Origin of the sequence: Pararhizobium sp. LjRoot235 (assembly GCF_964254145.1) — a bacterium.
Classification (GTDB): Bacteria; Pseudomonadota; Alphaproteobacteria; order Rhizobiales; family Rhizobiaceae; genus Pararhizobium.
Genome location: NZ_CAXUSP020000001.1, coordinates 1,941,974 through 1,956,208 on the forward strand (window position 1 = coordinate 1,941,974; position 14,235 = coordinate 1,956,208).

The 14,235-nt window shown below is 61.3% G+C and carries 12 protein-coding genes and 2 pseudogenes; 9 read left to right on the forward strand and 5 right to left on the reverse strand.

Annotated features, from left to right (window positions below):
• Window positions 1-68 precede the first annotated feature (68 nt).
• Together cueR and ACSQ2Z_RS09230 are read right to left on the reverse strand one after the other, a co-directional pair.
• Window positions 69-512, reverse strand: a pseudogene (gene cueR / locus ACSQ2Z_RS09225) (Cu(I)-responsive transcriptional regulator).
• A 50-nt stretch (window positions 513-562) separates the two neighbouring features.
• Entirely contained in the window at window positions 563-3,043 is a 2,481-nt protein-coding gene (locus ACSQ2Z_RS09230; RefSeq protein WP_436080926.1) for a heavy metal translocating P-type ATPase, read from the reverse strand.
• A 132-nt stretch (window positions 3,044-3,175) separates the two neighbouring features.
• Between ACSQ2Z_RS09230 and ACSQ2Z_RS09235 the strand changes: the two are divergent.
• From ACSQ2Z_RS09235 to ACSQ2Z_RS09260, 6 genes and pseudogenes are all read left to right on the forward strand, one after another.
• A pseudogene (locus ACSQ2Z_RS09235) lies at window positions 3,176-3,291 on the forward strand (multicopper oxidase domain-containing protein); the annotation flags it as partial.
• 46 nt (window positions 3,292-3,337) lie between these two features.
• A complete protein-coding gene (locus tag ACSQ2Z_RS09240; protein WP_436080927.1) occupies window positions 3,338-3,550 on the forward strand; it encodes a GDCCVxC domain-containing (seleno)protein in 213 nt (70 codons plus the stop codon).
• A complete protein-coding gene (locus ACSQ2Z_RS09245) occupies window positions 3,538-3,708 on the forward strand; it encodes a hypothetical protein (protein ID WP_436080928.1) in 171 nt (56 codons plus the stop codon). Before ACSQ2Z_RS09240 ends, ACSQ2Z_RS09245 begins: the two co-directional genes overlap by 13 nt.
• A gap of 99 nt (window positions 3,709-3,807) precedes the next feature.
• Window positions 3,808-4,458 carry a TetR/AcrR family transcriptional regulator gene (locus ACSQ2Z_RS09250; protein ID WP_436080929.1) on the forward strand — a complete coding sequence of 217 codons (651 nt, stop codon included), beginning with the start codon at window positions 3,808-3,810 and terminating at the stop codon, window positions 4,456-4,458.
• A gap of 48 nt (window positions 4,459-4,506) precedes the next feature.
• Window positions 4,507-5,526: a ketol-acid reductoisomerase gene (gene ilvC / locus ACSQ2Z_RS09255; protein ID WP_113003244.1), complete on the forward strand. Its 1,020-nt coding sequence runs from the start codon at window positions 4,507-4,509 to the stop codon at window positions 5,524-5,526.
• Window positions 5,527-6,055: 529 nt separating this feature from the next.
• The gene (locus ACSQ2Z_RS09260) at window positions 6,056-7,279 is read left to right on the forward strand and encodes a PLP-dependent aminotransferase family protein (protein ID WP_436080930.1); all 1,224 of its coding nucleotides are present in this window, start codon (window positions 6,056-6,058) and stop codon (window positions 7,277-7,279) included.
• 172 nt (window positions 7,280-7,451) lie between these two features.
• Here ACSQ2Z_RS09260 and ACSQ2Z_RS09265 read toward each other — a convergent pair whose 3' ends face one another.
• From ACSQ2Z_RS09265 to ACSQ2Z_RS09275, 3 genes are all read right to left on the reverse strand, one after another.
• On the reverse strand, window positions 7,452-8,501 hold the full coding sequence (locus ACSQ2Z_RS09265) for an aldo/keto reductase (protein ID WP_436080931.1): 1,050 nt from the start codon (window positions 8,499-8,501) through the stop codon (window positions 7,452-7,454).
• Window positions 8,502-8,614: 113 nt separating this feature from the next.
• Entirely contained in the window at window positions 8,615-10,516 is a 1,902-nt protein-coding gene (locus tag ACSQ2Z_RS09270; protein ID WP_436080932.1) for a CASTOR/POLLUX-related putative ion channel, read from the reverse strand.
• A 275-nt stretch (window positions 10,517-10,791) separates the two neighbouring features.
• Window positions 10,792-11,169, reverse strand: coding sequence for a DUF4189 domain-containing protein (locus ACSQ2Z_RS09275; RefSeq protein ID WP_436080933.1), 378 nt, complete (start codon window positions 11,167-11,169; stop codon window positions 10,792-10,794).
• A 191-nt stretch (window positions 11,170-11,360) separates the two neighbouring features.
• Between ACSQ2Z_RS09275 and ACSQ2Z_RS09280 the strand changes: the two genes are divergently transcribed.
• From ACSQ2Z_RS09280 to ACSQ2Z_RS09290, 3 genes are all read left to right on the forward strand, one after another.
• Window positions 11,361-12,467 carry an endonuclease/exonuclease/phosphatase family protein gene (locus ACSQ2Z_RS09280; RefSeq protein ID WP_436080934.1) on the forward strand — a complete coding sequence of 369 codons (1,107 nt, stop codon included), beginning with the start codon at window positions 11,361-11,363 and terminating at the stop codon, window positions 12,465-12,467.
• 5 nt (window positions 12,468-12,472) lie between these two features.
• Window positions 12,473-13,210, forward strand: a complete 738-nt coding sequence (locus ACSQ2Z_RS09285; RefSeq protein WP_436080935.1) for an NUDIX hydrolase — start codon at window positions 12,473-12,475, stop codon at window positions 13,208-13,210.
• A gap of 70 nt (window positions 13,211-13,280) precedes the next feature.
• Complete coding sequence (locus tag ACSQ2Z_RS09290) at window positions 13,281-14,198, forward strand: PhzF family phenazine biosynthesis protein (protein ID WP_436080936.1); 918 nt, start codon at window positions 13,281-13,283, stop codon at window positions 14,196-14,198.
• Window positions 14,199-14,235 lie beyond the last annotated feature (37 nt).

The window sequence follows — 14,235 nt, forward strand, 5'->3', positions numbered from 1 at the left end:
ACCGATGCGATGTTTCGTCGCCTCGCCACTGATGGCGAACGGCTCCTGAGGGCTACATCGCCAAGCGCTCATTTCAGCGCGGAAACGCCGGAGGGGCATTGATTTCCGGAATTTCTCTGTCGGACTCGTTCGCGATATCGTCGATGATCGGGCACTCCGGGCGGTCATCGCCATGGCAATGGCTCGCGAGATGCCTGAGTGTCCTGATCATTTCCTGGATCGCCGCTGCCTTGCGCTCCAGTTCTGCGACGTGTTCGAGCGCGAAGGTCTTGACGTCGGCACTGGCTCTCTTGCGGTCGCGCCAGAGCGCCAGCAAGGCCTTCATCTGTTCGACCGAAAAACCGAGGTCGCGAGCGCGGCGGATGAAGCGCAGCGTGTGGATGTCGTTGTCAGCGTATGTCCGATAACTGGACTGGGAACGGTGCGCGGGCGCGATCAGCTTGATCTGCTCGTAGTACCTGATCATCTTATGTCGAGACGCCGGACGCCTTCGAGGCTTCGCCGATATTCATTTCCGTTCTCCTTGACTGCAAGAGAGGGTGTCATGCGGTCGCTCCCGGTTTTAGTTCGTCTTGAAGCGCCGTAGACGCAGCGCGTTGGCCAGCACGAACACGCTCGACAGCCCCATCGCGCTGGCGGCGAGGATGGGTGACAGCAGCGTGCCATTCAACGGGTAGAAAACGCCCGCAGCGACCGGGATCAGGCTGACATTGTAGGCGAAGGCCCAGAACAGGTTCTGCCGGATGTTGCGGATCGTTGCCTTGCTGATGGCTATCGCCCGCGGCACGCCGTTGAGATCACCCGACATCAGCACGACGTCGGCGCTCTCGATAGCGATGTCGGTTCCGGTTCCGACCGCAAGACCGATGTCGGCTTCCGACAGAGCGGGCGCGTCGTTGATGCCATCGCCGATGAACGCCACCTTGCGTCCGCCCTCGCGCAGCTTCCCGACGGCTTTGACCTTGCCGTCCGGCAGGACTTCCGCGATCACCTCGTCGATGCCGAGCTGGCGGGCGATCGCTTCGGCTGCGCGCCTGTTGTCGCCCGTGATCATCGCCACCTTGAGGCCGAGCGCATGCAGCGCTTTGATCGCTTCCGGCGTCGTCTCCTTTACCGGATCGGAGATGGCGATAATGGCGGCGAGCCTGCCGTCGATCGCGGCATAGAGCGGCGACTTGCCCGCGTCGCCCAGTGCCGTGGCTTCCTCCGCGAACGATGCCAGCTTGATGCCGTTCTTCGCCAGGGACCGGTCAGCGCCGACAAGCACCTCGTGACCGTCGACCGTGCCGCTGACGCCATATCCCGGAGCTGCGTCGAAGCCGGCGACGTCCGCCAGTGCCAACCCCTCGGTCCTGGCCGCAGCCACGATGGCCTCCGCGATCGGATGCTCGGATCGCGCCTCGAGACTGGCGATCAGCCGTAGAACCTCGGTGCGGTCAAAACCTTCCGCGGTGACGAGGTCGGTCAGTTCAGGCTTGCCCTTGGTGAGCGTGCCCGTCTTGTCCAGTGCGACGACGTCGACATCGCGGAGTGTCTGCAGGGCCTCGCCCTTGCGGAAGAGGATACCCAGTTCCGCGGCTCGGCCCGTGCCGACCATGATGGAGGTCGGGGTCGCAAGGCCCATGGCGCACGGGCAGGCTATGATCAGCACCGCGACGGCGTTGACCAGCGCGAAGGTGAGGGCAGGCGAGGGACCGAGAACAAGCCATGCCACGAAGGTGAGGGTGGCTGCCGCGATCACGGCGGGAACGAACCATCCCGTGACGCGGTCAACCAGCGCCTGGATCGGCAGCTTCGAACCCTGCGCCGCTTCGACCATTTTGATGATCTGGGCAAGCAGGGTGTCCGATCCGATCTTCGTCGCTTCGAACGTGAAGGACCCGGTCTTGTTGATCGTGCCGCCGACGACGTCTGTGCCGGCCGCCTTCTTCACCGGAACGGGTTCGCCGGTAATCATGGACTCGTCGACATAAGATGAGCCATCGACGACGCGGCCATCGACGGGAACCTTCTCGCCTGGGCGGATGCGGACGATATCGCCCAGCGCGACGCCGCCGATCTCGATCTGCACGAACTCTTCGCCACGCTTCACATATGCAGTCTTCGCCTGCAGGCCGATCAGGCGCTTGATCGCCTGGCTTGTCTTGCCCTTGGCGCGGGCTTCAAGATAGCGGCCGAGCAGGATCAGCGTAACGATGATGGCCGCCGCCTCGTAGTAGACGTTCACTGTTCCCGACGGCAAAACGCCCGGCAGGAAGGTCGCCACCACCGAATAGCCCCAGGCGGCCGAGGTGCCGAGCGCGACCAGCGAATTCATGTCCGGCGTCCCGCGCAGCAGATTGGGCACACCTTTGCTGAAGAAGCGCAGGCCGGGGCCGAACAGGACGAGCGTCGCCAGGACGAACTGGATGACCAGATTGTTCTGCATGCCGATGTTGACCATGATCCAGTCATGGATGGCCGGGATGAAATGCGACCCCATTTCCAGAACGAACAGCGGAAGCGTCAGGGCAGCCGAAAGCCCCAATGACAGCTTCAAACGGCTGGTCTCGCGGCTCCGTCGGTCCTCGCTGTCGTTCGCGGAAGTGTCCGGCGTCACTTTAGCAACATCGTATCCCGCGGCACGAACGGCACCTTCCAAAGCGGAGGCAGTCGTGCCGGCGACGATGCGGACTGTCGCCTTCTCCGTGGCGAGGTTGACGGTGGCTTGCCTCACGCCAGGAACGGCTTTCAAAGCTTTTTCCACACGGGAGACGCACGACGCGCAGGTCATGCCTTCGATGCCCAGCTCACGGGTCTCGGTCTTCGCTTCGTAGCCCGCATTCTCGATGGCCTGGAGAACGGCGTCCGTCGGAACGGGTGCGTTGTATGTGACAGTGGCCCGTTCGGTCGCCAGGTTCACCGTGGCTGAGGCAACGCCCGGAACAGCGGCGATGGCCTTCTCGACCCGGACGACGCATGATGCGCAGCTCATGCCTTCGATCCCGAAATCGGTCGGAACGGGCAGGGACTTGGATGGGTCAATCTTGGATATGGCAGTCATTTGGGACGATCCCTCTGTTAACTGCTCATATACCTAATCCTTCCAATGATGGGAAGGTCAAGGGCTGTTTTTGAAAGAACCTGTACCTTGACCAAGGCGGACGAGCTATTATGGTCGCTGCTGTCGGGGTCGCTGCGCCTGCGTCAAGGCGAGCGGCCCGTCTCGTCGCCGAAAACCGGTTTGACCAGGAAACTACCGTCCATTGGCCTGGGATCAGGCTGCCCAACGCCATGGACGGCGTTCCCGGCCCGAGAAAATTCGTTTTCGGCGCGCGCCGCGTAGAAGGTGATGGCAATGAGTGTCGTCGTTCTCGAATCCGTTTTGACTTGCCCGCGTTGCGGCTTCACCAAGCTGGAAACCATGCCCACAGACGCCTGCCAGTTCTTCTACGAGTGTCTCAACTGCAAGACTCTGCTGCGTCCCAATCCGGGGGAATGCTGTGTGTTTTGCTCGTTCGGTTCGGTGAAGTGTCCGCCGGTCCAGCATGAGCTCGGATGCTGCAAGTAGAGGCGGGCGGTTTCTCGTTTTTGAGGCGTCCGTCGTCGGGCAATCCCGCTATTGGGTGGCAACTGCCACCAGGCGTCGACCGCATCGACATTCTGCCCGGTAGTCAAGATTTCCTCGACCAGATGGCGGCGGTGGGGGCGGGAATGTCGGCAGAATGACTTAATTAAGTTCCCTTGTTGGAGAGCCTTGACCGCCTTTCCGATTTGCGGCATAACCGGCGAACCGTACCGTACGGTACTGTCGCTGGAGTCGGATTTTTGCCGCTTGCCACCCACCCGCATCAGCCGGACTATTCGCCGCGCCAGAACGCCGTTCTGGATTGCGCGTTGCGGCTGCTTGTCGATGGCGGCGAGAAGGCCTTGACGACCGCAGGCGTGGCGCGGGCCGCCAACTGTTCGAAGGAAAGCCTCTACAAATGGTTCGGCGATCGCGACGGCTTGCTTTCGGCGATGATCGGCTTCCAGGCAAGCAAGGTCCGCACGTTCGAAGATAACGCCGAGGCATTGACGGAAGTCACGTTACGGGAGCATCTGGTTCTCTTCGCGCGCGACCTCCTGGAGGTTCTGGCCGGCGACGTGTCGCTGGCGCTGAACCGGCTGGCGATCGGGCAGGCGAGCCGGGAAGGCTCCAAGCTTGGATCGATGCTGCAGGAACGCGGCCGGCGGCAAATCGGCAAGCGGGCGGGGGCGCTGTTGGAAGCGGGGCGTTGTGCCGGGTTGCTTGCGTTCGACGATCGTGACGAGGCCTATGACACGCTTTATGGCCTGATTGTTTCCGATCTGCATCTGCGCATGCTGCTCGGCGAGGATGGCGGCCGGATGGCCAAGGATTTCGGACGGAGAGCGGAGCGGGCGGTTTCGGCCTTTCTTCGACTCCACGGCCGCGAAAAGGGTTCGGTCCAGTCCTGAGGGCGGCCGGAAAGACTTAAAGACACAAGCAAAGGGAAGGAAATTACAATGCGCGTCTATTACGATCGTGATGCCGATCTCAACCTCATCAAGTCCAAGAACGTCGTTATCGTCGGTTATGGTTCGCAGGGCCGCGCGCATGCGCTGAACCTGAAGGATAGCGGCGCAAACAACGTCGTCATCGCGCTGAAGGCCGGCTCGGCCACCATCAAGAAGGCCGAAGCCGACGGCTTCAAGGTCATGACCGTTGCCGACGCCGCCAAGTGGGGCGACCTTCTGATGATGGCGACCCCGGACGAACTCCAGGCCGACATCTACAAGGCTGAAATCGCCGGCAACATCCGCGACGGTGCTGCCATCGCTTTCGCGCACGGCCTCAACGTTCATTTCGGCCTGATCGAGCCGAAGGACACGCTCGACGTCGTCATGATCGCGCCGAAGGGCCCGGGCCACACGGTTCGCGGCGAATACCAGAAGGGCGGCGGCGTTCCCTGCCTCGTTGCCGTCGAGAAGAACGCCTCGGGCAACGCGCTTGATCTTGCTCTCTCCTACGCCTGCGGCGTCGGCGGCGGTCGTTCGGGCATCATCGAAACCAACTTCAAGGAAGAGTGCGAAACCGACCTCTTCGGCGAACAGGTCGTTCTTTGCGGCGGTCTGGTCGAACTGATCCGCGCCGGTTTCGAAACCCTGGTCGAAGGCGGTTATGCGCCGGAAATGGCCTATTTCGAATGCCTGCATGAAGTGAAGCTGATCGTCGACCTGATCTATGAAGGCGGCATCGCCAACATGAACTACTCGATCTCCAACACGGCAGAATGGGGCGAATACGTCTCGGGTCCGCGCATCATCACGGCTGAGACAAAGGCTGAAATGAAGCGCGTCCTCACCGACATCCAGACCGGCAAGTTCACCTCCGACTGGATGCAGGAATACCGTTCGGGTGCTGCCCGCTTCAAGGGTATCCGCCGCATGAACGACAACCACCAGATCGAAGAAGTCGGCGCCAAGCTGCGCGGCATGATGCCGTGGATCGGCAAGAACAAGCTGGTCGACAAGGCCAAGAACTAATCTTTGCTGCAAAGCAACATTTGTGTGTTGCGCCTGCTCTATACTCGGCGCCGGAGAGAGATCTCCGGCGTTTCCGTTTTGTCTGCCGCCGACAACTGTAATATTTGAAATATTTAGGCTTTTGCAGTATTCTTTTTGACAGAAGGACACTGCGATGGAGACCTTCTTCTATCACTTCTCCTTGTTCGACGCCTTGATCCTCGGCGCCATCGTGTTGCTGCTGGTCCTCAGCATGTTCGGGCACCACGAGGCCTGATCAATCTTCCGAAACTGAGGCGGATAATGACCGCAAGCGCAGCCGGCGCGATCAAGTCGCGTGCCTGTCCTTGTGAATTTCGCACTCGGCATGCACACCTTTCACACATGACCGTGATCCGCTGGGCAATCCCGTCATCGACTCGTCTGGCCATCGCCATCGGCGCAATAGGGAGAGAAAAGGTGGTTCCATGTCGAAATATAGGTCAGTATTATTGACTTAATAGACCAGCCGTGTTGTGCTCCGGCAAAAGCATAACCTGAGGAAACTTCCATGCTCGATTGGGAAAAGATATTCGCGACGCGGTCTTCACGGATGCGCGCTTCGGAAATCCGTGAACTTCTGAAACTGTTGGACCGGCCGGACATCATCTCCTTTGCAGGTGGCATTCCCGACCCGGCGCTGTTTCCGGATGAGGACTTCAAGGCTGCCTATGCCGATATCTTCGGTGGTCCGGCCGTCAGTGCCGCCCTGCAATATTCGGTGAGCGAGGGCTACCTGCCTCTGCGCCAGTGGCTTGCCGGCCGCATGGCCGCTATCGGCATTCCCTGCGAAGCGGAAAACATCCTGATCACCTCCGGCTCGCAGCAGGCGCTAGACTATCTAGGCAAGCTCTTCCTGTCGCCGAACGATACGGCGCTGGTGACATGGCCCACCTATCTCGGTGCATTGCAGGCCTTCAACGCCTATGAGCCGGCTTACGACCAGCTGTCGCCCTCCGGCAACCGCACGCCGCAGACCTACCGTGATGTTGCGGCGGAAGCCGGTGGACGGGTGAAGTTCGCCTATGTGTCGGCCGAATTCGCCAATCCGACCGGTGAGACGCTCGACCTTGCCGCCCGAAAAAAGGTGCTGGAACTCGCCGAGGAACTCGATATCGCCCTCATCGAGGACGCCGCCTACCAGTCGCTGCGGTACGACGGCGAGACCGTGCCGCCGATTCTTTCGCTCGAGATCGCCCGCAAGGGCTCGATCAACGAAACTCGGACGATCTACTGCGGCAGTTTCTCCAAGACGCTGGCGCCCGGCCTTCGCGTCGGCTGGGTCTGCGCCTCCAACACGGTCATCCGCAAGCTGGTGCTGATGAAGCAGGCGGCCGATCTGCATTCCTCGACCATCAACCAGATGGCGATCTGCCATGTTGCCGAACGTGGCTTCGACAAGCAGGTCGCCAAGCTCAAGGCCGTCTACAGTAAGCGGCGTGACGCCATGCTGGCCGCCCTCGCTAAATACATGCCGGCGGATGTGAGCTGGACGGTGCCGGAAGGGGGCATGTTCGTCTGGCTGACCTTGCCGGCCGGCATGGATGGTGCCGAGCTGCTCGCCAAATCGCTGGCGACGGCAAAGGTCGCCTTTGTGCCAGGCAAAGCCTTCTTCGCGGATGGTTCCGGCGCGAATACCTGCCGTGTCAGCTTCTCCTGCGCCGACGAAGCAATGATCGAGGAGGGGATTTCCCGCCTCGGCGGGCTTATCGGCGAGGAGGCTCTGGCGGCCTAACTCTTGTCTTCGAGGCAGGCGACCGCCGCCTCGAAGGTCACATCCGGGAGCACGTCGAACGCATAGGGCATGTGGACGCGCTCCCCTGTTGGATGGCGCTCCACGCATTTCCCGGCGGTCCATATTTTCGAAATCGGAGACGAGCCTGCTGCTGGCGACGATTTGATCCGGTTCAGATATGCGGACCGAGCAGCGACAGGTCCGCTTCCCCCAGCCGGTCCTTTGCCGTACGCAACTGGTGCCAGTATGGATAGAGTACCGGCGGGGCGCTGACGGCGTCGAGGCGCTGGCGTTCTTCAGCAGACAAAACGAGGTCGGCGCTTGCGAGGTTGTCCTTGAACTGGGCTTCGGTGCGGCCGCCGATGATGACGGAGGTGATGGCCTTGCGGCCGATCAGCCAGGCGAGGGCGATTTGCGCGGCGGAGACGCTGCGGTTTTCAGCAATGTCGACAAGGGTATCGACGATGGCCCAGAGGCGGTCCTCGTCGCGGATCGGCGGCTCGTCCCAGCCGGCGAGCTGGCGTGACCCTTCCGCCGTCCTGTTGCGCCGGTGTTTGCCGGAAAGAAGGCCGCCGGCCAGCGGGCTCCAGACGAGCACGCCGAGGCCCTGGTCGATCGAGACCGGCAGGAGTTCATATTCGGCGTCGCGCGATTCGAGCGTGTAGTGGATCTGCTGGCTGACGAAGCGCGGGCGCCGGTCGGCAGCGCTGACGCCAAGCGCCTTCATGATGTGCCAGCCGGAGAAATTCGAGCAACCGATATAGCGGACCTTGCCTTGGCGCACGAGCATGTCGAGCGCTTCCATGGTTTCCTCAAGCGGCGTCTGGCCGTCCCATTCGTGCAACTGATACAGATCGATAACGTCGGTTTTCAGCCGCTTCAAGCTCGCTTCGCAGGCGCGGATCAGATGGTGCCGGGAGGAGCCCGCGTCGTTCGGGCCGTCGCCCATCGGGAACCGGGCCTTGGTTGCGATCAGCACGCCGTTCTTGCGTCGGCCGCCGGTGATTTCACCGATGATTTCTTCTGACACGCCTTGCGAATAGACATCGGCCGTGTCGATCAGGTTGACGCCGGCATCGAGGCAGAGATCGACAAGCCTGCGCGCCTCGTTGACGCCGAGGTCGCCGACGGTCCTGGCCCAGCCTTTGCCGCCGAAGGTCATCGTGCCGATGGTCAGTGTCGAAACCTTGAGGCCGGAGCGGCCGAGAAGACGATAGTCCATGGTGATACCCCAATCGATTTGAGAATGCGAAGACGCGGCGAAGCTAGGGCAGTTCGGCGAAAAGGAAAGGGGCGGCGACTGGAAAAGCCGTCGCCTTGTTCTGTCGTTGTTGCCTAGTTCCTGGCGAGGACGATGAGGCGGTCGGTCTCGCTGTAGAGCAGCTTTTCCGACTTCGGAGGATTGACCGTAACGCCGCCGAGCTTGCGCAGATCCGGATTGCCGTCGCGCTGGCGGCGATAGCCGATGGCCACTTCACCGCGACGCAGGGCCGCCAGGCAAATCGTGTAGAAGGTGACCGGTTCACCGATCGCCACATAGTCGCTGACCGGGCGCATGTAGATTTCCGATCCATCCTCGTCGAGCAGCTCGCCGAAGATAGCCGCCATCGATTCGTTCTCGGAAGCCTGCGCCAGCATCAGGCTGACCAGCTTGTTGCTGACGACGAAATCGTCGGCGCGGGTCACTTCCGCCAGCTCCCGATTGCGCACGTCGGTCATCTCGCTGACGACGCTGATGTGCCGGCCAGCCTGTTCGGCGATCTTGCGCAGTTGCAGCAGCGTTACCAGCGTGCGGGTATCGGCAGGCTGGGGCGCCATGTGGTCGCTGTAGCCGAGAACGAGAACATGATCGTAACTCGGAATATCGAGCGCATCGAGTTCGGCACGGTTGCTCGTATCGATGATGCGGTAGTCGACGGCCATATTGTCGTTTGCAACCTTGAGGGCTTTGATGTCGTCCTCCAGTTCCGGCGTGTCGGCTGCGATCGTGAGGAGCGAGCCGGGGGCGACATAGCGCGACAGCTCGAAGGTGATGACCGATCCGCGACGGTTCCAGCCGAGCAGCAGTGTCCGCTCCGGTCTCGGGTCGCGTGCTTCTGCGGGCAGGATGGCATCCTTCTCGATACGGATTTCGTTGTTCCCGGATTTGATTGCGGCATCATCCTCGGCGATGATGACGGCGCGTTCGCCCTGCTTGAAGATGCGGCCGGGTGCCGGATTGAGATGCACCTTGCCCTCTTCGTCACAAAGGCCGATCAGCGTCGAGGTTTCGTAGGCCATCACGGCGGCAGCGAAGCTCTTGCCGGTGATGCCGGGCTGCTCCAGCGTGTAGATCTCGCAGCCGTCGAAATCGAGCAGTTCGGAATAGACCGCGCTCAAGCCCGACTGTCGGCTGGAATGGACCACGATGCGGGCAATCAGGTCGTCGGCCAGAATGAGCTGCAACTCGTTGCCGCCGACGATGCGGGCAACATCGGCGTTCCTGCTGTCGCGGATCTCCGCGGCGATCTGGTAGGGCTCTGGCCGGCGGTGAGGGTCGTTGACGAGCGCGAGCACGCTCTTGACGACCTGTGAATCCGGATCGTCGCCATCCGGCGAAAGCACGATGACGGAGCGGGATGTCTGCGGATTGACGATGCTGAGGTCGTAGAGATCGGTCGGGTCGCCGCTGCGGCAGATGATTCGGGTGTTCTTCAGGTCAGGCACCTTGGTGGCGATCTCGTCCTCCATCTCCACCTTGTCCTTGTTGGCCATGATGACGATGCGCGGCTTGCGGCGGCTGCTATTGGCGATGACCAGTTCGGAGATGACGTCGAAGATCGACGGCGACCAGTTGAGGATGATGGTATGATCATTTTCCAGAACCTGGGAGCGCCCCTTGCGCAGGTCCTCAAGCTTGTTTTCGAGACCGGAGCTCAGCACGCCGATCAAGGCCGAGAAGACGAAGATGCCGGCGATGGTGACGAGGAGCGAGACGCCGCGGAAACTCCAGCCGACATCGCCGCCCATGGTTCCGGCATCCATCGTGCGCATCAGCGATTCCCAGGCGCCTTCAACGAAGCTCACCGGCCGACCGCCTTCCGGCGCAATCCGCGTGAGGGCGAGAAAAGCGCCTGCGACGATAATGACGATGAGCGAAATGACCGCCAGCCAACCGATCAGCGCGATCGGTCCTGCGGCCATGCTCTTGTCGAACTCATAGCGCAGCCGCGCGCCCCATGGCGTACCCTGTTTCATCGATTTCTCCTGGCCCCGCATGCTGCGTCCCGCCCTCGAATCGCAGGTATTTCTAATATAATCAACAGGTTTAGGCCGCCGCGGGTCAATCCCCCCAGATATGTTTAACTGCCCGGAATATGTCGACGCCGATCAGCAACACCGTTTCAGATGGAATGCTGCGCCTTTGAGAGGAAGCGCCGGCCCTGGTGTTGTGCAGAGCCCCGCGACAGAGGTTTCTCCGGGTCACAGCCCTTCGTTATCCGGCAGGGACGGTGTGCGTACCCCGCTTGCGGTCAGTGTCCGCCGGAACACTGCCAGCGGATCACCTCGCAGCCATAGGAATGGTTGGAACATGAGGCCACGGCCGCTCTTTGGGCCTGCCTGCGTCCGGGCGCCCAGTCTGCGCCCCAGCCGTCCGGTCCGCGTGCCACCGCGCCACAGGCGTTCTTGAACCAGATCGCCACGCGACAATCGCCGGCATACTTGTAGCAATGGGATTGCGCCACTTCCTCGGCCTCCCACCGCGACGCGTAGTCGTGTGACCAGCCCGTTGCCCCCGTTGCCGGCGACAGCGAGATTGCGCCGAAACTGTCGGCATGAGCCGCGGTGGCGCCTGTGAGAAGGGCGATCGTGATGAGCGCGGCTTTCAGTGTCGGTTTCCAATTTCGCATTATGTTCCCCTAACAGTAGATCAATCTTGCGTATGAGGAACGGCTCATCAAGCCTGATTATTCGCCGGCAACCGATCGCCACAATTTTGATCCTTTGTCGTCCGGTGGAGTGGTGAACTGGCCCGGAGAAAGGCGTTCGACTTTTGCCGGTGATTGTCTAAAGTCGCGGCGATCGCATACGGAATCGTCTGATGTCCCTTCGCCTTGCCACGTTCAATATCGAGAACCTGATGAGCAGGTTCGATTTCTCCGGCTTTCGCAATAACCTCAAGCAGGACCGTGTCCTCAGGCTTTTTGACGTGAAGAGCGAGGCGGAATATCAGCGGCTGGAGGAAGCCCGCACTATCGCCCACACGGATGATACGCGGCAGATGTCGGCGCTGGCGATCGCTGATTGCGATGCCGATATTCTCTGTCTGCAGGAAGCCGACAACATGGCGGCGCTGCAGGCCTTCGAATACGGCTATCTGTTCAAGATGGTCGGCAGCGGCTACCGGCAGAAATATCTGCTCGAGGGCAATGACAGCCGCGGCATCGACGTCGCCGTGCTGGTGCGCGAGGAAACCCGCAACGGCCAGAAGATTGAATGTGTCAATGTCAAATCCCACGCCGCCGTCACCTATGCCGACTTCGGTCTCTTCAACGATGCGCTAGCCGCGACCAACGTGCCCGGTGACCGCGTCTTCAAACGGGACTGCCTCGAACTGGATTTCCGCATCGGTGGGCGGCCGCTGACGTTGTTCGTTGTGCATTTCAAATCGATGGGGCCGGCGCGCGAAGGGCTGGATGGGCGCACCGCGACGATGGCAGTCAGACGGGCAGAGGCAGCGGCCGTCCGCTGCATCATCGAGACACGCTTTGGCGCTGACAATACGGCGGGCAAGATGTTCGCCATCTGCGGCGACATGAACGACTATCAGGAGCGGATCGACGTGCTTGGCGACCGGCGCAACGGCTACCGTTTCGTGCCACGGCAGGAAACGCAGAGCGCGCTGGACATTCTCAGCCATGACGGCTTTGTTGAAAACACCATGCGGCGGCGGCCCGAACTCGATCGATGGACGCTGTTTCACAGCCGTGGACCGGAGGAACGGCACCTCTGTCAGCTCGACTATATCTGGCTTTCACCGGCCCTTGCCAAGCGCAACCCGGCAAGCGTGCCGGAAATCATCCGTGCCGGCCAGCCCTACCGGACGATCTTTCCGCGGGGGCAGGAGGTCGAGCGCTATCCGCGAACCGGATGGGACCGGCCGAAGGCCTCCGATCATTGCCCCGTTGTCATTTCCCTCGACGTCTGATCCCCATGCAACGACTGACCAGCAATATATCCGAGTGGCCCGATGAACGCCTGGTTTTTCCCGTCAGCTACGTCGACTTGCGTGTAGCGGAGGGACCGCATCCCTACTTTCTCGCCGAGCAGGACAAGATCGCGGAAAACTGGGCGCAGGAGATTTCAGCCAATCCCGCCCTTTATGACGGCCGCATGATGCTGTCCCGCGCGGTGCAAATTCGCGACGGCGTGATTTCCGGAGAAACGCATATCGTGCCGTTCTCGACATTCCTGTGGTGGAGAAGGACACGGCCGGTGACTTCGGCAATCCACCTGTTCGCTCTCCCGGTTATTGTTTCGTCAGATGGTGCGGTGATCGCAGTTCGCATGGGCAAACACACAGCCAATCCAGGGCGCGTCTACTGCGCGGCCGGGTCGCTGGATCCCGAGGATATCCGCGATGGCATCTGCGACCTGGACGGAAACATGGCACGCGAGGTGCTGGAAGAGACCGGGCTTGCGTTGTCCGATGCCGACAGCGTGTCTGGATTTCATGCGCTCCACGACAGGGGCGTCATCACGGTTTTCCGTTCCTACGGGTTTTCCGCGACGGCCGAGGAACTGATCGGACGCATCGCCGGTCATATCGCTCAGGATCCGCAGCCGGAAATCGACGAGGCCTTGGCCATCCGCAGCCCCGATCCGGGGTTGCATCTCTATCAACCTTTCATGTCACCGATCCTGGAATGGGTTTTCAAGAACAGGTGGTGACGCTTTTTACGCTTGCCGCAGGGTGTCTGCCGTGCAAGGTCTGGAATTAAAAACATACAGGGAGCTTACCGTGGCGCGGCGCTATGCAATCTACGACGTCTTCACCGCCAACAGGCTGGAAGGAAATCCGCTGGCTGTCGTTTTCGACAGCGACGGCCTGAGCGACGCGGCGATGCAGGCGATCGCCATCGAGTTCAACCTGTCGGAGACTGTGTTCGTCAAGCCTGCCGAGAACCCTGCACATACCGCCCGGCTGCGGATTTTTACGCCTGGCTACGAACTGCCCTTCGCGGGCCACCCCACGGTCGGCGCGGCGGTCGCCCTGGCGGAGGCCGCGCGTGATGCCGACGGCGAGGACTATGATCTTGTCCAGATGCTTGAGGAAAATGTCGGTCCCGTGCGTTGTGCCGTGCGGCGCCGGTCCCCATCGGCATCCTTCGCGGAATTCGACATGCCGAGGAAGTCGGTGCAACTCAACGCGAAGTTCGACCGGCAGGAGATTGCCAATGCCTTCAGCCTGAAGGCGACGCAGATCGGTTTCGAGAACCACGTGCCGACCTTCTGGAGTGCCGGCGTTCCGTTCGTCATGATCCCGGTGCATGACGTGGCGGTGGCCGGCGCCGTCGAATTCGACGCAGCAATCTGGGAGCAGATCACGCCGATGGCCGAGGGACGGCTCGCCAGCGCCTATCTCTACTGTCGTGGCGGGATCAATCATATAGCCCGCTTCCACACCCGCATGTTCGCGCCCGCCATGGGCATCGTCGAAGACCCGGCGACAGGCGCGGCGGTTGCCGCCTTTTCCGGGGCGATCCACCATTTCGACCAGTTGATCGATGGGCATCATCCGTTCCTGATCGAACAGGGCGTCGAAATGGGCCGGCCATCGCTGTTGCACCTTCATCTCGACGTTTCCGGTGGTGAAATCGTAACCGCGCGGATAGGCGGGCAGGCGGTGAAGGTCGCAGCCGGCGAACTTTATCTTTGAAAAACAGGCCCTAAAGGGCCAATACAGATTTTTTTGA